At 42.9% G+C, this 18,480-nt stretch carries 20 protein-coding genes; 6 read left to right on the forward strand and 14 right to left on the reverse strand.

From position 1 onward, the window contains the following. Positions 1–31 precede the first annotated feature (31 nt). The gene (cadR, locus tag PNUC_RS08730; protein ID WP_011903514.1) at positions 32–430 is read left to right on the forward strand and encodes a Cd(II)/Pb(II)-responsive transcriptional regulator; all 399 of its coding nucleotides are present in this window, start codon (positions 32–34) and stop codon (positions 428–430) included. 156 nt (positions 431–586) lie between these two features. Here the strand turns inward: cadR and PNUC_RS08735 are convergent, their stop codons facing one another. From PNUC_RS08735 to PNUC_RS08775, 9 genes are all read right to left on the reverse strand, one after another. After that, positions 587–1,816: a TolC family protein gene (locus tag PNUC_RS08735; RefSeq protein ID WP_011903515.1), complete on the reverse strand. Its 1,230-nt coding sequence runs from the start codon at positions 1,814–1,816 to the stop codon at positions 587–589. Continuing rightward, positions 1,813–4,941 (reverse strand): efflux RND transporter permease subunit, encoded by a 3,129-nt coding sequence (locus PNUC_RS08740; RefSeq protein WP_011903516.1) that lies wholly within the window; start codon positions 4,939–4,941, stop codon positions 1,813–1,815. The genes PNUC_RS08735 and PNUC_RS08740 overlap by 4 nt, the downstream gene beginning before the upstream one ends. Beyond that, a complete protein-coding gene (locus tag PNUC_RS08745; RefSeq protein ID WP_011903517.1) occupies positions 4,941–6,047 on the reverse strand; it encodes an efflux RND transporter periplasmic adaptor subunit in 1,107 nt (368 codons plus the stop codon). Before PNUC_RS08745 ends, PNUC_RS08740 begins: the two co-directional genes overlap by 1 nt. Positions 6,048–6,110: 63 nt before the next feature. Continuing rightward, on the reverse strand, positions 6,111–6,518 hold the full coding sequence (locus PNUC_RS08750) for a hypothetical protein (RefSeq protein ID WP_011903518.1): 408 nt from the start codon (positions 6,516–6,518) through the stop codon (positions 6,111–6,113). 277 nt (positions 6,519–6,795) lie between these two features. Next, complete coding sequence (locus tag PNUC_RS08755; protein ID WP_011903519.1) at positions 6,796–7,200, reverse strand: hypothetical protein; 405 nt, start codon at positions 7,198–7,200, stop codon at positions 6,796–6,798. Between the two features lie 85 nt (positions 7,201–7,285). Then, positions 7,286–7,612, reverse strand: coding sequence for a hypothetical protein (locus tag PNUC_RS08760; RefSeq protein ID WP_011903520.1), 327 nt, complete (start codon positions 7,610–7,612; stop codon positions 7,286–7,288). A 21-nt stretch (positions 7,613–7,633) separates the two neighbouring features. Continuing rightward, on the reverse strand, positions 7,634–8,359 hold the full coding sequence (locus PNUC_RS08765) for an AAA family ATPase (RefSeq protein ID WP_011903521.1): 726 nt from the start codon (positions 8,357–8,359) through the stop codon (positions 7,634–7,636). Between the two features lie 63 nt (positions 8,360–8,422). Beyond that, complete coding sequence (locus PNUC_RS08770) at positions 8,423–9,442, reverse strand: hypothetical protein (protein ID WP_011903522.1); 1,020 nt, start codon at positions 9,440–9,442, stop codon at positions 8,423–8,425. A gap of 24 nt (positions 9,443–9,466) precedes the next feature. Beyond that, positions 9,467–9,841 (reverse strand): hypothetical protein, encoded by a 375-nt coding sequence (locus tag PNUC_RS08775; RefSeq protein ID WP_011903523.1) that lies wholly within the window; start codon positions 9,839–9,841, stop codon positions 9,467–9,469. 364 nt (positions 9,842–10,205) lie between these two features. Here PNUC_RS08775 and PNUC_RS08780 point away from each other — a divergent pair, with 364 nt between their 5' ends. After that, entirely contained in the window at positions 10,206–11,123 is a 918-nt protein-coding gene (locus PNUC_RS08780; protein WP_011903524.1) for a hypothetical protein, read from the forward strand. A 17-nt stretch (positions 11,124–11,140) separates the two neighbouring features. On the opposite strand, the gene PNUC_RS08785 is transcribed toward PNUC_RS08780, so the two are convergent. Continuing rightward, positions 11,141–11,713: a tyrosine-type recombinase/integrase gene (locus PNUC_RS08785; protein ID WP_011903525.1), complete on the reverse strand. Its 573-nt coding sequence runs from the start codon at positions 11,711–11,713 to the stop codon at positions 11,141–11,143. Positions 11,714–11,984: 271 nt separating this feature from the next. Then, positions 11,985–12,506: a hypothetical protein gene (locus PNUC_RS08790; RefSeq protein WP_011903526.1), complete on the reverse strand. Its 522-nt coding sequence runs from the start codon at positions 12,504–12,506 to the stop codon at positions 11,985–11,987. 378 nt (positions 12,507–12,884) lie between these two features. Here PNUC_RS08790 and PNUC_RS08795 point away from each other — a divergent pair, with 378 nt between their 5' ends. From PNUC_RS08795 to PNUC_RS08805, 4 genes are read left to right on the forward strand one after another with little or no spacing between them, the layout of a single operon-like run. After that, positions 12,885–13,328, forward strand: a complete 444-nt coding sequence (locus PNUC_RS08795; RefSeq protein WP_011903527.1) for a DUF6641 family protein — start codon at positions 12,885–12,887, stop codon at positions 13,326–13,328. Between the two features lie 59 nt (positions 13,329–13,387). Then, positions 13,388–13,534 carry a hypothetical protein gene (locus PNUC_RS11045; RefSeq protein ID WP_161485406.1) on the forward strand — a complete coding sequence of 49 codons (147 nt, stop codon included), beginning with the start codon at positions 13,388–13,390 and terminating at the stop codon, positions 13,532–13,534. A gap of 2 nt (positions 13,535–13,536) precedes the next feature. Further along, positions 13,537–13,899 carry a DUF6876 family protein gene (locus tag PNUC_RS08800; protein ID WP_011903528.1) on the forward strand — a complete coding sequence of 121 codons (363 nt, stop codon included), beginning with the start codon at positions 13,537–13,539 and terminating at the stop codon, positions 13,897–13,899. Positions 13,900–13,945: 46 nt separating this feature from the next. Continuing rightward, a complete protein-coding gene (locus tag PNUC_RS08805) occupies positions 13,946–14,410 on the forward strand; it encodes a hypothetical protein (protein WP_011903529.1) in 465 nt (154 codons plus the stop codon). A gap of 87 nt (positions 14,411–14,497) precedes the next feature. Here the strand turns inward: PNUC_RS08805 and PNUC_RS08810 are convergent, their stop codons facing one another. Genes PNUC_RS08810 through PNUC_RS08820 form a run of 3 tightly spaced genes read right to left on the reverse strand, consistent with a single transcriptional unit; the run spans position 14,498 to position 18,413 of the window. After that, positions 14,498–15,901 carry a tyrosine-type recombinase/integrase gene (locus PNUC_RS08810; protein WP_011903530.1) on the reverse strand — a complete coding sequence of 468 codons (1,404 nt, stop codon included), beginning with the start codon at positions 15,899–15,901 and terminating at the stop codon, positions 14,498–14,500. A 54-nt stretch (positions 15,902–15,955) separates the two neighbouring features. Next, positions 15,956–16,474, reverse strand: a complete 519-nt coding sequence (locus tag PNUC_RS08815) for a hypothetical protein (protein WP_011903531.1) — start codon at positions 16,472–16,474, stop codon at positions 15,956–15,958. Between the two features lie 13 nt (positions 16,475–16,487). Beyond that, positions 16,488–18,413 carry an AAA family ATPase gene (locus tag PNUC_RS08820; RefSeq protein WP_011903532.1) on the reverse strand — a complete coding sequence of 642 codons (1,926 nt, stop codon included), beginning with the start codon at positions 18,411–18,413 and terminating at the stop codon, positions 16,488–16,490. Positions 18,414–18,480: the final 67 nt, after the last annotated feature.

The raw sequence follows: 18,480 nt of genomic DNA on the forward strand, positions 1-18,480 counted from the left end.
TAGAATAAAAATGTAAAAACTTGGAGGTCAAATGAGAATTGGTGAACTAGCAACAGCCACAGGCATTCAAGTGGAAACTATTCGATTTTATGAGCAAGAGGGTTTGTTAGCAAAACCGGCTCGATCTGAGGGTAACTTCCGAATCTACGGGGATCAGCACCTGCAACGCCTTACATTTATTCGCCACTGCCGCTCGCTAGATATGACCTTAAGTGAAGTTCGTCAATTACTTCGCTTAAAAGATTTACCAGATGAAAACTGTGGTGCAGTAAATGAATTGCTTGATGCTCATATTGAAGGTGTAAGCAATCGAATTAATGAGCTACGCCAACTTGAACGACAATTAAAGCTGCTCAGAAAACAATGTCATGCGAATCAGGACTCAGCACACTGCGGGATCTTAAATAAATTATCGCTACCCGTGAAGTAAAAAAGAGGTGACACTACCGCCTCTTATTGGCCGAGTTGAGACATCCGGGTCCGTTCATCCCATTGGACAGCTTCCGACCCACAGCAGACATCTAAAGATACCTCATTAATCATGAGTAACTCTAGGCTAGTCTCTAAAAGTATTGCCAAAAGAATATCAATCAAAGTCCCAAATCTCGTGCAAATCCAAACGCATACGATAGTAAGATTCCAGTGCATCTAGCCGCATAAGGTCAGCCGATAACTGATTCTCATTGGCGGCTTTTCTTGCAGCAATCAAATCTGAGATAGTGCCCTCGCCCAGCACATAGGCTTTTTCAGCCGCCTGCGCAGCATCATTCTGGCTTTTTGCGGAATTTAGCAATGTTTCAGCCGCCGTTTTTCTACTCATCATCTGCGACCATAAGCGTTCAAACTCAACGCTAATGCGTTGCTCAGTTTCTATAACTCTTTGGCGACTCATTTCTGCTTCAGATGCTGCCGCAGAAGCATTAGAAAAACGAGCGCTACCGGATATTGGGAACGATAAACTAACACCATTAATTCTCTCGGCGCCACCAAACTCATTGGCGGTATATAGGCCAACGGTTGGATCCGGAAACCTGTCCAAGCCACTGCGTTTAGCTTGCAAATCAAATCGATCAGCATCTGATTTAGCTAGCTTTAATTCATGACTTCGCTCAAGAAATTGTTGACGTAGTAATTCCTTCCTAGTTTGAAGATTAGGAATTACATCCCATTTAAAGTTCTTAATTAATGCGATGCCTTGGTATCTCTGCGTGACTGATTCACCGCTTACGCTTTCTTGTGCTTTAGCAAGCTCTAAGAAGGCCTTTAGCCTACCTTGCTCCGCTGTTGCTAATTGAGCATCCAATCTAGCTACATCCCCAACCTTGTAGCGCACTTGAGCAATCCGGCCAATTTGATCGCCTAGCTGGCTATTTTTCTCGGCAACAATTCTTGACTGAAGCGCTTTAAGATAAGTAAACCAGGTTGCTAATAGATCCTTGCTGGTTTCATGCATAGTATCGGCATACTCAATTCCGGCAAATGACTTGGTGGCATCGGAAATCTTCTCATCAACACCGCCTTTACCCCAAAAACGGATTGGACGCTCAATACCCGCCCAGTATTCTTGATAATTTGTGGCTCCCGGTATATTGGTTACTCTTCGATTTTGTCTAGAGCCCCTGACAACAAACTCTTGCGAACCCGAGGCGATGGCATCAGCCCTGTAATTTAAAGAGTCCTTTCTCGCATCCGCAGCTCCAATCTTAGGGTTGGAATACAGAGCATTTTTTACCTGTTCATCAGTTGGCAATAAATTATTAGCTAATGCTGAAGAACAAACTCCAATAAATGTAGCAAATAGAATCAATTTTTTCATTTTTTGATCCTCTTAATAGATTCAATTAAACGATCAAAGTGGATTTCTTCTTTAAGCTCACTCCAATTTTTTAATGCCCCAAAGCGCTGATAGAGCTTTGGTAAAAGTAGCAAGGTTAATAAAGTTGACGTGATCAAACCACCAATCACCACAATCGCTAAGGGACGCTGAATTTCAGAACCTGGCCCCGTAGCAAAAAGAAGTGGAATCATTCCAAGGGCGGTAATAACTGCCGTCATCAGTACGGGGCGTAAACGCCTTCCAGTACCAAAGTGAATGACATCAGACATAGAGTCGCCCTTAACCAGGCGCTCGTTAAAGTGAGTGACCATCACCACGCCATTTAGGACGGCAATACCAAGTAATGCAATAAATCCGACCGACGCTGGCACGGAAAGATATTGACCGGTGATGGTTAAAGCAACAACTCCACCAACTAGTGCAAAAGGGATATTGAGGAATATGATCCCAGCCTGTATTGCCGAGCCAAAGGTCACCATCAGTATTGCAAAGATTAACCCCAATGCAATCGGGATCACAATAGCTAGCCTTGCAGCAGCCCTTTGTTGATTTTCAAACTGCCCTCCCCAAACCACATTGATCGTTTTAGGCAAGCTCAACGCAATCACTGCCGCCTGAGCATCCTTCACAAATCCTGCTAGATCCCTGCCATCGACAGACACTTGAATGCTAGCAAAGCGACTTGATTGCTCATGGTCAATCCGAATGGGCCCATCTACTTGCTTAATTTCAGCTAGTGATGCTAGTGGCCATGATTTTCCATCAGGTGCGGATATCATTAAGTCGCCAAATGCTTCTGGGCTTGTACGTATATAGTCATTTCCACGTAGTACCAATGGTGTTCTAATGACCCCATCTAATACCACCCCAAGGTTCTCACCTTCAATTTGATTGCGTAATCGCTGCTGCAAGTCCTCAATCGAGAATCCAGCTTGCCCCGCTACGGTACGGTTAATCTTTAGGCTTAAGTACTGCATTCCTTCAGCACGAGGTGCAATTACCTCAGCTGCACCCTTAACATTCCGAACTGAGCCAGCTATAGCTTGTGCCGCCTTATTGATTTCAGCTAAATCACTGCCAAAGATTTTGATTGCCACATCACCGCGGGTTCCCGTAAGCATCTCGGAGACACGCATTTCAATCGGTTGAGTAAAACCATAAACTAATCCAGGAAAGTTATCTAAAGCAATCCTGAGCTTATTGGCAATATCATCCTTATTGCCAGACCATTCACTTTTAGGCTTGAGCACTAAAAACATATCCGTTTCATTTAAGCCCATGGGATCTAGACCTAAATCATCTGAACCTGCTCTGGCAACAATGGATTTAATCTCAGGAACTTCTTTTAAAAATAACTGCTCCACCTGAGAATCAATGATGAGTGACTCATTTAAGGATATTGATGGGAGCTTTTGCAGCTGAACCAAGATGTCTCCTTCATCTAGAGTAGGCATAAAGGTTTTTCCCACAATCATATAAAGAATTACCATCACACCCAACCCAATGCCAGAAGCCCTGTAAAGCCACTTGGTATTGCCCCATACCTGATTGCGCCACTCAACGTATTTCTCTGAAATCTTGCGCATAAACTTTGTTTCTTCATCAGCCTTGCGCTCTAAAACAAACGAAGCTAAGGCGGGAATGACAGTAAATGCAATTAATAAGGATGAGGCGAGCGCCATCACAATAGTTAGCGCTACCGGTGAAAATAGTTTGCCCTCCAAACCTTCAAGACTGAGCAACGGAAGAAAAACTACAGCAATAATAAATACACCAGCTACCATAGGCTTAACAACCTCATGAGTAGCAATAGAAATGATTTCCGTCTTGCTTAATGCTTTTGATGTATTGGGATCAGCAAAGGCTGTTTCCACATTTTCAACTACCACCACTGCGGCATCTACCAACATACCGATAGCAATTGCCAATCCACCCAAGCTCATCAAGTTAGCCGTTAGGCCAAATGCCTTCATTAATATGAACGTAGAGAGTATTGAGAGCGGAAGTACAGCCGCAACCACCAGAGCGGCACGATACCCACCTAAAAATAGATATAAGGTGATGCAAACCAACACGGTAGCTTCAAGTAAAGCCTTTGTAACGGTACCTGCTGCGCGGGATACTAATTCACCGCGGTTATAGAAAGTATTTACGGTCATGCCTTTTGGCAATCTTGGAGCAATCTCAACTAGTTTTTGCTCAACCGAATCAACCAGAAGGCGGGCATTAGCGCCGCGTAAACCCAAGACCAAACCTTCTACTGCCTCTCCTTTTCCATCTTTAGTCACGGCGCCATATCGAGTGGCCGACCCCAAGTGAACTGTAGCAACTTCGTCAAGCATGACTGAGCCACCGTTTGTTTTTGGGATCTGGATCTTTTTTACATCGTCCAGCTTTTTAACGGCCCCCTCAACACGAACTACTAGCGTCTCCTCACCTTGATCAATACGCCCAGCCCCATCATTACTATTGTTCGTCATTACCGCCTTACGAAGATCTGCCATCGTAATTCCACGAGCAGCCAATCGAGATGGGTCAGGAATTACTTCGTAAGTCAAAATCTCCCCACCCAAGACGTTGACTTCAGCCACACCAGGAATGGTTCGAAGCTCAGGTCGAATGGTCCAGTCCAACACGGTGCGTTTATCTCTTAAGCTAAAGCCCTCACCCTCAAGAGTGAACATATAAATTTCACTTAAAGGAGTGGTAATTGGTGCCAGCCCACCAGTTGCGCCGGGTGGGAGGTCTTTTGTAAATGCATTTAAACGTTCTGAGATTTGCTGACGTGCCCAATAAATATCAGTGCCATCATCAAAATCAATCGTGATATCGGCAATGCCATATTTAGATACCGATCTTACAATCCGCTTCTTGGGAATGCTAAGCATTTCAATTTCAATTGGGCGAACTACTCTCTGCTCAACCTCTTCAGGTGTCATCCCCGGAATCTTCAGAATAATTTTGACTTGGGTTGGCGAGATATCAGGAAAGGCATCAATTGGCAACGTCATCCACGCATGAATACCAAAGAGCACTAATGCAATAGCCATTGCCAATACGAGCTTGCGAAAATGCAAACTTGCATCAATTAATTTAGTAAACATTACTCGTCCTTCTGCGCAAGCGCTTTCAGAGAGGCAATGCCAGTTACCGCAACCTTAGCGCCACTAGATAGCGGCGCCTGAATTGAGGCTAAGTCATCATCGCTTGAGATGACTGATACGGGTTGAAGCACTACACCAGTGCCTGAAAGAATGAATATCGCGCTTTGCCCTTTCCAGCTCGTAAGCGCTCTTGAGGGTACCTGCCATAACGTTTTATCCTGAACTTTTGGTTTCAGCCTTGCCTGAATAGTTGCAGTAACCACTTCACCCATCTGCAGAGTGCCGCGTTCCTCAACAACAGCTCTTATTCTTGCTGACTGTGAGGCGCTAACTGCCTGTGATACTCCGGTTACCTTGGCTTTGGCGTTACGGGAGGCAATCACAATCTCATCTCCAGGCTGAATTCCGAGAGCTTTAAATCCAGATGTATTGATCTCGAGATTCAAAGTGGAGATGTCAGCAATTCTAAAAAGCAAGGTTCCAGTATCAACGCGCTGACCGATCAGGTTATGAGCCTCAACCACCGTTCCCTGGATTGGCGACTTCAATGCGCCTGTGGCATAAGATTTAAACGCCTCTTTATTTTTAGGATCATCAAAGTTAATCCCCGCGGCCTTTAGCTCCGACTGTCTTGCCATTAACATGGCATTGGCATTTTCAGCTTTTGCTTTAGTAATATTGAGGCGAGATTGAGGAATAATTCCTTCTTTAAACAATTCGTTATCACGAATCAAGGCTTCTTTAGCCAAACGAGCATCAGATGTGGCTTCTAATAATTTCTGCCTTGAATCGCCCATCTGGGGACTAGTGAAATAAGCCAACGGTGATCCTACTTTTACTGGATCACCAACACCCACAACCATTTGACTGAGCTGTCCAGGATAAGGCGCGGATAGAATCGCCTGCTTTTCCGGCGGGACTGTGACTGAAGCGCTAATTAATACAGAGCCCGAATCAACAGAAATTGCTTGGGCAAAATTCACGCCCATTGCTGCCTGTTGATTTGCAGTCAGTTTTAATGACTTAGGTGCAAATTCTTGTGCTTGAAGACTGCCGCTCAAAATCAGCGAGAAAAGGGAAAGTCTAACTATATGGGAACGAAACATAAAAACCTCTAGAAACACTGCTAACTAAATCCAAGAAACGTGAGCAAGTCACGCCAGAGAAATTTAGAGGGCTAGAGGTGGAGCCAAAGAAAGGGGTGGTGAACTTTGGGCGTACCTTTGATAGGCGAATCTATCTACACTAAAAAAATAAATCTGTCGCCCACTAGATGCCGAATAAACAAGGATAAAGAAGGCTAACGCATAAAAACATAAGGCGATGAGGTCAAATTTTTCATTTTGAAGTGAAGTAGGTACGCCTACCTCAGGAGATTCTTCCGTGGCGCTCGTGAGATAGACTTTGCCGACCTCAGGGGCATTAGCAGACTCAAATCCGGTGCTTGCAACATGCAGATGAAGGCCAAACTGACTTGATCGTCCTGTATGTGCATGTAGGAATGGTGTCAGTACCTGCAATATGATTGCCAGGAGCAAAGCAGCTAAAAGAAGAGGTTTTGATCTCAAAAATTGCATAGATTGATTCTACACCTGAGATATTTCATCTAATTGACCATTATTTGAGCAATCACAACCTAAAATGAGAATCCCTCTCGTTTGGGAGGCAACTGTCCCTAATTGGCCGATTTGAGACCTTCAAATTAATAAAAAACCCTACTTTGAGAGTCGCTTGTACACTTAAAAACAGCCACTTAACCACCATCCCAATTGATTTGGAATGTTTACAGCATTAATTTTTGACAAAAAAATGCCGGCAATCCCTGAGAATTACCGGCAAATCGTTTAAAACGAATTAGTGATCTCGTCGCAGTACTGGAATCCCACCGATCAGATCAGGTCCACTCATCCACAATGGATCCAGAGAGTTACTTGCTATACCGTTCATATAGCTATCTGGATGCAGCAAGAAAATGGGCTTGCCAAAAAAGTACTGATCTAGCGTTGCTAACTCAATGCAATCGTCACAAAACTTATCCCACCGTTTATTGCCACTCACGGCCTGATCTAAATGCTGGTTGAAGTACGCATCTTCCTTTAATAACAGCGCCTTTACCCGCTCAAATACATATTGCTTGCGCAATTCAGGCCACTGATTCAATCCATCCTCCTCATAACCGCTGATATATAAGCCAAATTTTTCATGGCTTGTTAAAACCGCTGTTTTGATACCATAGTTGCCCATGTATAAGGCACTCATTGCTGTATTTTTCAATTTTTATTCCCTTTAGTCATATAAAAACGTCTGCAATGTTTAATTGCAGACGCAAATCGTTTGAAACGATTTAAAAGTGGGCCGTCTCAACCACGCTGCCATCAAGCGCATTAATAGATTTCCAAAAGCAATAGCCATAGTCTAGTTTTGAATATTGATATTCAGATTCGCACCTGCCCATCAATGCAGCCGCCTCTAACAAAGCAAGCCCGCTATCATCATGAACAGGAATCCCCATGCGAACTGTCTTGTGGTCTTTGTCATTCATAAACGCGACTTCCTCACAATCAGCCTCCCAAGCTGCTTCAGCAAGAAATTCTTGTAGCTTTTGCACAACCTCTTTATTTGCATGTTGCTGACGTAGTTGGATATTCCAAGTTACAAATTTTGTTGCCATGATATTTCTCCTTTTTTTGAATTAGATGGTTACTGCTATAGGCTGCGTTGGTATAAGCGTTGCTGGATTAGGGATATTTGCGTAGTAATGCTTAACAATTTGTTTACTGGCATTCAGTACGCCTCGACCACTCCCCTTGCAAGCTTTAGCTATATCAATTAGCACTTGATCTGGAATACCCAATACCCCGTAATAACTCAGCACCCTGCTCATAACAGGAAGCCAATTACTACTAGGTGCCGCCGTGAAATCCACCACATGACAGCGATCAATTACCGCCCGGTCAATTTTTGACAAATTATTAGTTGTCAAAATAAACACTGCATGTTGACCGCCCCCATTCATCGCGGTTTTAAGCGATGGCATATAAGCACCAGTTAAGTTATCCACCTCATCTAATACAAAATAGTGAAATGCATCGATGGGTGTGAAGTTACAGCGATTAGCAATACTTACCATCATTTGTGCGTGATTTGACGTAGCAGCAATGTCAAAATACTGCGGCAACTGTGCCTCTTGTCCACTATGCGCTTGCTCAATCAAATCGGGCAATATTTTTGCCAAAGCACTTTTGCCAGTCCCCACATCCCCATATAACAAAATGCCGTTTTTTCCCGATCCAGGAAAGCCGCCATTTTTAGCAATGCAGCCCTCAATCATCTGCTTCGCTTTTGCATCTTTAAAAACTACATCGCCCAATACTTTAGGCTGAAACTGCTCATCAAAATTACTAAAATCAGGTTGCATAAAACCTCCAGTGAATGATTACTGCAGGGCAACTAACCCCGCAGCAATCTGTTTAGTTAAAAATTACTCAGCCATTGCCGCTGCTTGCGCTGCCAACTGATCTACTTGGTCAACATCGCTTGCCTGCGCCTGCTCTTCTTGTTCGTTAGCAATAGCATCTTTGCTAACCTTGTAAAACGCTAACAACGCTGCGTTTACTACCGCTTTATCGCTAAGCCCAGCACGTACTGCGTACTTGCCGCCCGATAAAGGTGTAGCAATGAGCACGATTTGCCCTGCTGTAGCGTCCACTTTTTGCGCTAAGACTGCACTGTCAAACACGGCCAGCTCACGTGCATTTGCCCATTGCTGCGCTTGCACCAGTTTTTCGTCACGTGTTAGTAATGCAGAACCTGCGCCATTTGATTTTTTGCTTTCTGCATTAGCCAAGCGCATTGCAGTTAAGCCCCCTTCAAAATTTTGCACGTATTGTGCAAAATCAGCAGGTTCGCAGCCTTTCTTTTTTGCGTAAGCAATAGCTGAGTAGTAGCTATTAATTTTTCTAGCATCTGCACCAATAAATACGCACATTAAAAACTTGCTGAGCACATACGTTTTTGGTGTCACATTAATGTTGCGATCCAGCATGTATGCATCCAAGCGATTTAAAATACGCTTTTGCTCCTTCTCACTCTGCTGCAAGAACAAGTCATACTTTGCGTAGCACTTGCCCACAATGCTATTTAAAAATGCATTGCTACGGGCCTCTGCAACATTTAGCTCTCGCTGATATTTCCCGTACTCTGCCGCAAGATCATCTAACTCTGTTATCAGATCACCCATTGCAGCCGCCCCTATAAGCGTTTCAAAGTCAATAGACTTAGCAGCACCGCTGCCATCGCTCATAAATTGCGCTCGCACGTCGTACCATTCTTGCTTTTGTCCAATGCTTGCCTTCTCTAGCTCACGCAAAGCCTGCTGCGCTTGCTCTTCAGAAGTACCGCTAACCGTTACCTCCGCCCCTGTGTCTTGCATAAACTTTTCAATGTCTATTGCCTGTGCTGCTGTGTTTACTGCTTGTGTGTTTACTAAAGTTGCTTCCATTTTTACTTCTCCTTGTTTTTTTAATTAATGTGTTACTGCTACTGCGTCGTCTTGCAATGTTGCTAGTGCTGCATTAACTAGCGCATCCGTTAAGCTTGTACATTTGCGTGTTAAAAACAGTGCAACAATGCATTCGTCCGTTACTTCCCCATCACCATCTACCGCAAACTCCAACTCCCCATCTAACTCCGCCAACATCATCAGCAGCAACTCTTCTTTATCGCTGCGCTGTTTAATGCTGTCGTAATACTCTTTAACTTCTTGCATCTGTCTGCAAAACAATATTTCAGCTTCAGCTTCAAAACTTTGCTGCTTGCTTGCAACAATGTTTGCTAAAGCCAGTGCCGCCGCTGTATTGCCGCTTGTTGCTGCGTTTGTGTTTAATCGTGCTGTTTTCATTTGCTACCTTTCAATATGTGTTTAAAAAAATTACTGAGTGCTGCTTTACTGTTTGTTAATAAGTTTGTTGCGCTATTAGCAGTGCGCTGTGCTGCCAATCCCTGCATTCGCTTTGAATCGAGCAAATAACAGCTCTGTGTTGTTAATGCCTTTTGCATGTAGCACCCCCGCGCTAGTTAGCAACTGCGTTAATAAATGCTGCACAGCAACTACATACAAGTAGTGCTGTACTGCGTGAAATTGCGTGTTTAAAGCGACTGATTTGTTAAAGAGCGGCAGCAGTGCTGCGATATGTAGCTATTACAGCAAAATATTTTTAATGTTAAAATTAAAAGTTGATTATTAATATCAACGTTTAACATTTATGAGAAAAAACAGTCGCATTAAAGAGCCCTTAACGCAGCTTTCGGCTGAGTTCAATGCGGATGAAGTGGAAGTGGAGGCCGACTGGAGATACCACCTTGTTGTGCCCTATATAAGACACAGCAGCAGTTATTTGGCCGTTAGGGACAAATACAGGGGCATGAAGGTTAAAAAGGGTGATTTACCCAAAGACGAGGCGGCCGTATATAAGGTTGCCGACTGGTTTGATATCTTGAGTATCGAAGCGGACGACGATGGAGGGGATCAAACAGACTGGTGGGAACGAGCAGGAAAATCCTTATATGGTTTTGATATGCCAATTCCAGCAGTGTCGGGGATCTATATGGAGGCTGGTGAAGTAAGAACATTACACAAAGGCGGCCGATTGGTTCCAACCTTCCTCATTGAAGTGCCTTTAAATCTAACTATGACAGAAGCTCAAAAAGGTATTAAAAATTTAATTCAGTTCTATATGCAACATTGGAAGCCGCCCATTCAGTTTGGCGTACCACTTCCCGAAGCCTATAAGGCACATTACAAGCTAGAGAAAAGCAAGCTACAGGAAGATACCCTAGTTAATGGTCTTGAAGCCTTAACAATGTACAAGGCGGGAACCCCCCTTTGGAAGATCGCCAATCAATTGGATTTATCTCCTGCTCATAGGGTTGATGAAAAGACATCTAAGCCAGGGGAGAAAGACAGCGAATACAAGAGAGTGCTAAGCGTTAAAGCACGGCAACTGGTAAAAATAGCATCTTTAGTAGCCGAAAATGCTGCCCGCGGAAGATTTCCCAGTAAAAAGATGTTCCCAGAGGCGATGCTAGGTAGTTATGAGCGTGACGCTGGAAGACCCGTGGGATCCAAGAGCCCCAAAACAATGAACGTAACCAAGTACAAGACCAAGTTCAATTCGTTTTAGACGATTAGCTCAATAGCTTAGATCAGCTCTACTGCTTTACGCTTTTGATCGTCGTTGCAGTCTATATAGTGCTGCACACTAGATAGCTGTCTGTGTCCACTCAATCCCATGATTACCCTCACCCCAACACCCTTGGCCGCTAAGTTGGTAATGAAGCTCCTTCTACCCGAATGACTACTAGCCCCTGGAATAGCTGCTCGCTGATATAGATAGTGAAAGAACTGGGTAGCTGTATTGGCGTTGAAGCCATCACTGCTTTTCTTCTGGGAATAAAACAGTTTTTCTTGGGGATCATTGGGGGTATAGATCTTGATATAGGCAGACAGCTCCTTTTTAAGCTTCTCACTAATGAAGACTGTACGGGCGTCACCGCCTTTCGCTTGCTCTGGACGCAGCATGATCTCGTTTTTAATAGCACCTTCTGCATCAACAACGTCTGCAAAGCGCAGCGAAGCCATTTCCGCAACACGCAATCCTGCGTAATGCGTAATCAGTAGCATCGCCCTATTTCTAGCGCAATGCTTGCGTGTCGCTATGTGATCTAAAACTCTGCGTAATTCTTGCGCTGTTAGTGTTTTCGCTTGTTTCATCTTGTAATCTCCCTAAATCAAATAAAAGTCACACATTCAATGTAATTTCTTATGTGCGTGAAGTCGACCTAAAAAGGTCTGCTTGTATTTAGTGAGATTTCTTCAATGATCACAATGGTTTAGAGACGATCAGCTGAAAAATATAAGGTTTTGCTTATTTGCTTACATTTATACATCTCAAAGCCAGTTACGCCCAAATGAAGAAAACAGCCGAATTGCGTTTTATCTATGCAATCGGCTGCCTTACTACTAAATCCAAATATAAACGGCTCTAAGCAGCGATCCTTTGTTTAAGGTCTGCATCGTAGTTTGATGAAAAGTAATCTGGGCTGTTGCCAGTTTTTTCCCGGCATGGACGCATGGGGAACTTCTCACTTAACGCCAATCCATGTCTGTCATCCACAAGGGCCACAGTTAATTGGCAGGTGCGTAAATCCACCGTAACAAACCCCATGACCTTGGGCTTTGACATCGCACTATCAAATCGCTTGATCCAGCTGCATAGGATGTGTTCGCTGTGATTGGCGAACTGGACATCTATATTGATTTTTTGGTAATGGGAAATGACCATGCCCAGTGCCTCCATATCGATATCGGTAGTAGCTGTATGTTGCCATTGGGTAAATGGCACTAGATCGATTAAATACTTTAAGTGTTGCTGTGGAAGGTCTAAAGTTCCATTAAATACTGCGTTGTAATACATGCCCTTGCCAAAAGTTTTTCCGAACTTTGTGTTGTTATATAAACGCACTGCTATTTTTGTTTCTTGTTTTGTTACTTGTTTTGTCTCCATCTCTTTCTCCTGATATGGTCTAGTTGCGGGTTGCTTTGTTGCCTCTAGTCACAAACCCAGAAAAGAAGTCACTTGTCTGGGTTACTAGTCGCTTCATGCCTTAAGCAGTAACTGGTAACTAGTTACTTGTAACTTTGTTTCTTCTTGTTACCTAGTAACCCATAGCAACTCAAAGCAACTCGCATTTTTATTTATGCCTTCTAGATAAGATATGAAATTTATTCTTTGGTTTTCGCTGGGTTTCACAAGATTTCGATCCCATTGCTTATTGATCTAGCTATTGCTTCATTGATCTGTTGTTTTTCTATGCCAGATCAGGTCGACCCTTTTGTAGGCCGACACTATCGTTAAGACTCTACTAACAACAAGGAGTTTTTAATGTCCGTCCTAACAAGTCTTAAATTAATAACAGGTAAGCGCCCGGTATCAGCTAGCCCAATCGTACTGCGCAGAAACAAGATGGCTAACAAGATTGCTGAGCAATTGGCACTTTGTGAAGCCCAAAAATCTGGCGAACAATATCAACCCAAAGTCACCCGCACTTACACAAACAAGCAAACGGGCGAACGCATGACGGTGGACACAGTAAAGCGTGTACGTCAGTGGTTCTACATCAGCCCCGAGGGCAAGATTAACCTAACCCTTAAGTACGGCAGCAAAGTATTACCCCTGAATAAAAAAGGGGCTAATGCCATTGAACTAGCTTCAGGCGATGAACTCATAGCCACACTGAAGAATCTACAGACTGCCGTACTAAACGGTGATTTAGATGAAGCAATTAATGAAGTAAGCGAGATGACTCGCAATTCGTTTAAGAAATGATGATCCAGGGCTAGTTTGCAATCGTGCAGCTAGCCCATTTTTAACTTTAGGAGAATCACATGAACACTTATTCAGCTTACGTCCGTGCCAATGGATTTGTAGTCCAAACCAGAATCTGTGCAAACAGCGTTTCAGATGCAATCTTTTTACTTAAAGGCCAGTATGGTGCAGATAATTTGGTTCACTTGCCCGTGCAGGTTAACTAAGCATGTCAAATTCTGAATTTGACGCTGCAATGCTTGGCCAATTTACCGGTACTGAGCACTATTACCGCATTAGCCCCAGCACAGTCATTACAGATGGCTGCAAATATCTAGCTGATGAAGCTGGGGCATATTGGCTAATGGATGCAATAGCTAGTTATCTACCCCAATTTACAGGACGTGAGGAATTTATATCTGCCAAGCTCAACGTGACAAGAGGTAGTGCTGAGCTAGCGTTAGATAACGGCAATGGGAAAGTACTTGATCGCCAGCACATTCCATTTACTGACTTCCCTTTACCTGCCATTACCCTCTATGCCTGCTGGAGTGGTGACTTCTGGTTTCTGCTATTGCCTAGCGAATACTAAAACTCATTTAGCTCTCCTAACTAAATATAAGAAATGGAGAGTCCAAATGAGATTGAATGAATTTTTGAGTGATGATGAGTGGATTCGTTTGCAACAAATTATGTACGCCAGCACCTTGGAGGCGTTAAACACTTATCAAAAACAACGTGCAGCGCAGTATGCCCCTAAGCCCCTGGCTACAAAGCTAAAACCCGAGGTAGCTAAAAAGGCACGTACCCTAGCTCGTAAAGCAAAACAGCCCACCCAAGTTGCAGCACCCAAGCCATTACCAAAACCCAAGCCACTACCCCTGCCTGCCGCAAGTGGCACCCCAGCGTATCAACCTGTAAAAGCACCCACTCTACTACCCGCAGGCACTAAAGTTGTAGCTGCACGCGGCCAACCCAAGTCCCCTCCCCAAAGCGCCAAATTACCACCCAGTATGCGCGAATTACCAAGCGGTCAAGTAGCCATGATCCATGCCAAAACCGATCCGATAGTGCAGAAGAGTATGGACAAAGAACGAGGCTAGAGAGCCGGCAGAGCGGTGGTCCTGGGGATCTATATAACGCAAAAAAGTGCGCTACCGGCACGACAGAGACTATGCGAAATTAGATGCTCAAGATTTCTTCTTCTTGAGAGCTTCTTGCTGCTGCTTAAGTTTTTTAGATTGATATACCTCGGGCACTTCAATCTTATTAAACAGCGCCCCTCGTGCTTTAGGTGCCCGTACATTTTCAGCAATCGCCTCACCCGTAGCCCTGTCATAGTGCTTGGCAATAATCCCAGGTGAATTACCCAACTGCAAAGCAATGTCTCGTAGCGGCACCCCATCCATATTAAGTACTGTGGTGGTATGGGCACTACGGAAGCTATAGAAGACCCTCTTCTTACCGCTATTGGGATCACGCAGCAAATTATGTTCATCCAAAAAGCGATCAAACATATGGTGCGATGTACCCAGCTTGCCACCACTGCGGGTTCTAAAGACATAACCGGGATCATTGCTCTCAGTCAGCTTCTTCAAGGTGGTTTTACCATCTGGGTAATTACGAGCCACGATCTCTTTTAGCACCTTGAAGGTTTCATCAAAGCCATTGGCGTCCCGATCCTTGGTCTTGCCATATACCGATAAGGTCACCGTAGGCTGCCACTCAATTTGCTCAATGAGATTGCCCTCTTCGTCATATTCTTCAATGGGCTTTTGGGATGATTCATCTTCAGCCAAGAAACCTTCTGCATTGGTCTCTTGGGGCTGCATATCCACAATCTTGGTCTTGTACTTGATGTTTTTCCATTGCAAATTCAGCAGCTCTTTACCTGGCCTAGCCCCTGTATCAATCAAGATGCGGACATAGTCATAAAGGAGTTCACGCTGCTCACGCTTGGCTTCAGATCTACCTCGCAAAATCCACGCTGGGAAGTTGGCCAAAATGGCATTAACCTCTTTAATGCTAAAGGTTGCGTAGTTTTCACCCTTGCGCCCTGTGGTCTCTAGCTCGGGCTTCATGGCTCTGGTCATAAAGCCACGAATAATGGCCTCTTCAAAGATGTAGTTCAGGGTAACGTTATGTTTTCGTACTGTGCTGTAGGCAGGCTCTTTACCCATTAGCTCAGCACGATCAAGCTCATATTGCTTGAGTGCTGCGTAATCAATCTTGTCGATGTTCTTGTTGCCCAAGCAAGGGATTAAGAAATCATCAATGATGCGTTTGTATACATTGTAGGAAACGGGAGCCTCACCCTTTTTAGCTTTGTCATCCATGCGCTGCTTAGTTAAGCGAGCGATATCTCTAAATTTCTTGGTGACAACAGGAAGATTGGCTTCTTTTTTAAGCTCAGCGATGCGCTTGAGATCTTTTGCTTTTTCAATCGCTTTGGCTTGATCACGCAATTTAGTAGAGGCGATTAGCCACTTGCCATCTACCTTATAACGACACTGCCAAACAGTACTTGATGGGCGCTTGTATAGAATCAGTTCGCGCGGGTAGATTTCGTAAGTGCTGTCGAGCTTTTCAGGCATCACAACACTTTAAATTTTTATAACGTTTACGTCAACGGATTTTGTAGAAGCAAATCAATTGATATTTAAAACTAAATGGGCATTAGGGATTAATTTCTGAAACCATGCCAGGTTGTCGGCACAAACCATAAGCGATATGATCTCCGCCCCCATATACCTAGCCACCGTCAACCTATGCTTGCCGTCGCATACAAGGGCAAGGCCATTTTCATGGGGGCACAAAAAAATAGGTGACAACTTGATTTCTTGCGCCCAGCATTCAATTACTTTTGCAATATTTGCGGGGTTATGTCCTTGCGCCCCAGACTTCCATAAAGTAGTAGCTTCGTAAACCTCGGGTCTATGTAAAGCACTCCAGACATCACTAAAGTTCGCACTCAAAATCACTAGTCCAGCACTCAAAACTTCCTTGGATAAATCGTTATAACTTATTGACTCATGAGAATGATCCCAAATAGGATTTACTTTTGGAGTAGATTTCTTATACCCTTTAACAAGCTTACGAATGCGAGAATTTTCTTGGGCAATGGCCGACTGTCTATCAATAAAATCTTTGATTTCGTCCTGATTCATTCGCTTGTCTATTTCAAGAAATTTTTGACTTAATAAAATCTACGACGTTTTTGTACTTTTCAGAAATATTTTTCAACTCACAATCATTAACGAGTTTTAATTTATATGAATCAATGAAAGGGTTGATGAGATCCCTTTCAATGCCCTGTTTGTGCAATATGCTCTTAAGAAAATTTAATTTACCGACCTCAGGAAAGGTTATATCCGCTAGATTCACCTTTATGCCAAGCTCAACGGCATTTTCAGAAATTTTTTGAAGAAAATATTCATCAGAATAAAAATCTTCAATAGTTTCAGGGATCTGATATTCAGGATTACCAAAAATATCGGCATAAGTTATCCACTCGCCATGCCCATGAAACTTATTATGTTCATCTCTGTATTGCAGGGCAGTCTTATCTGAGTCACTAAGGATCAGGAGCTCTCTATTTGCAACCTGGAACATAGGAGTCAAATTCTTTATCAACTTAACGCCCTGTGAAAAACAAGATCCAACACGACTAAATTTGTCTCGAATGGCTTTACTTTGGCCGCTTATGTATAGATCAAATATTCTTTTATCCTGCCAACCCTCAAATAGAATATTTTTTTCGGAAATTACTTCAAAAATAGAAGCTCCTAGTGCGCTATATAAAACTTCATCCTCATAAAGCCTAGACTCCTCACTCCCTTGATACACCTTTGTAATTTCCGATGCTTTCTTCACAACAAAATTTGCATCGTAATCTTTTTTATTAATCATATAAGGAGAATGCGTCGCTATAAAAACAGCATTTGTTTGAGCCATCCTAAGAAGCTCATCTCTTAGATTTTTAATACCACTTGGATGAAGGCTAATTTCTGGCTCATCAAATAGGAGAACCATGTCTTTCATTTCACCATTTTTTACTTTTGCAGAAATCAAAAGCAATAGTGAAACAAATCGCTTAAATCCATCGCTCCTATCCTGAAAACTGAAGTCGGTTACATCATCAACAACCGATATAGTCATTAAAGATCCATTCGGAGTAATTTCCAATCTCACATCTTTGTAATCACGCCATATATTCTTAAGATATTGAGTGGCCGCCGATGATACTTTTTTTAACACAGCTTTAAATTGATGTTGACCAAGAATTTTTTCTCCAAGAAGATCTTTCTCTAAATCAGAAATTCCTGCCAACATGAAAATACTCTTTAATGGCGCACAACTGTCAGGGTTTTTAGAAAATGCATCAATATCGATTTCACTTGGCAATATGTTAGTTGGGTCGAAGTTCCACAACAATGATTCTGGCAACAAATCTTTAGCCAAAGCAATGATTGCCCCACCAACAATTATGTTTAACTTCTCTGGAGTTAAAGGCTTAATCCAGGCATCGGATCTATTTTCTATCGAATTTAATTCAACAAGGTCAACGGTACTTGCCTGAACTTCAACGCCATCGTCTATTTTTTTGAGCTTGGACTCCCCATTAATTTCACTTTTTTCTATATACCCCCACTCCCCTATTATTTTTGCTGTTTTAGGGAGCTGAAAATACTGCAGAGTCTTCTCCTCGGAAATGATATTTGCCTTATATTGCAGTCTACCTTTTGCATTAAAAAAGTCTTGCAAAGACAATTCTTGCTTATCTCCCAGCGAAACTATCAACTTCCCCGAAGTCGGCTCAATAACATTTAATTTTAATTTTTTATATGCTTCATTAATTTCATCTTCATTCATTTGAAATATAAATTTGACGAATGATTCATCTATTATTTGGTCTGGATCTGCGCTCATTCGACAATCTTTTCTAGATATTTTCGAATTGCTTGCCAGCAAATTGATGGCCTTCAATATATTTGATTTTCCAGACTCATTCATGCCAACAAATACACTTGTCACGCCGTCCCTCACTGAGAGAGACAATGTATCAATACTTCTATAGTTTTTTATGTCAATATTAGTAAGTTTCATTTTTATATTTCCACTCTTTGTGACTTAAGTTTATTCTAATTTCCATAAAAAATATGCTCGACATCAA

Origin of the sequence: Polynucleobacter asymbioticus QLW-P1DMWA-1 (assembly GCF_000016345.1) — a bacterium.
Taxonomy (GTDB): Bacteria; Pseudomonadota; Gammaproteobacteria; order Burkholderiales; family Burkholderiaceae; genus Polynucleobacter; species Polynucleobacter asymbioticus.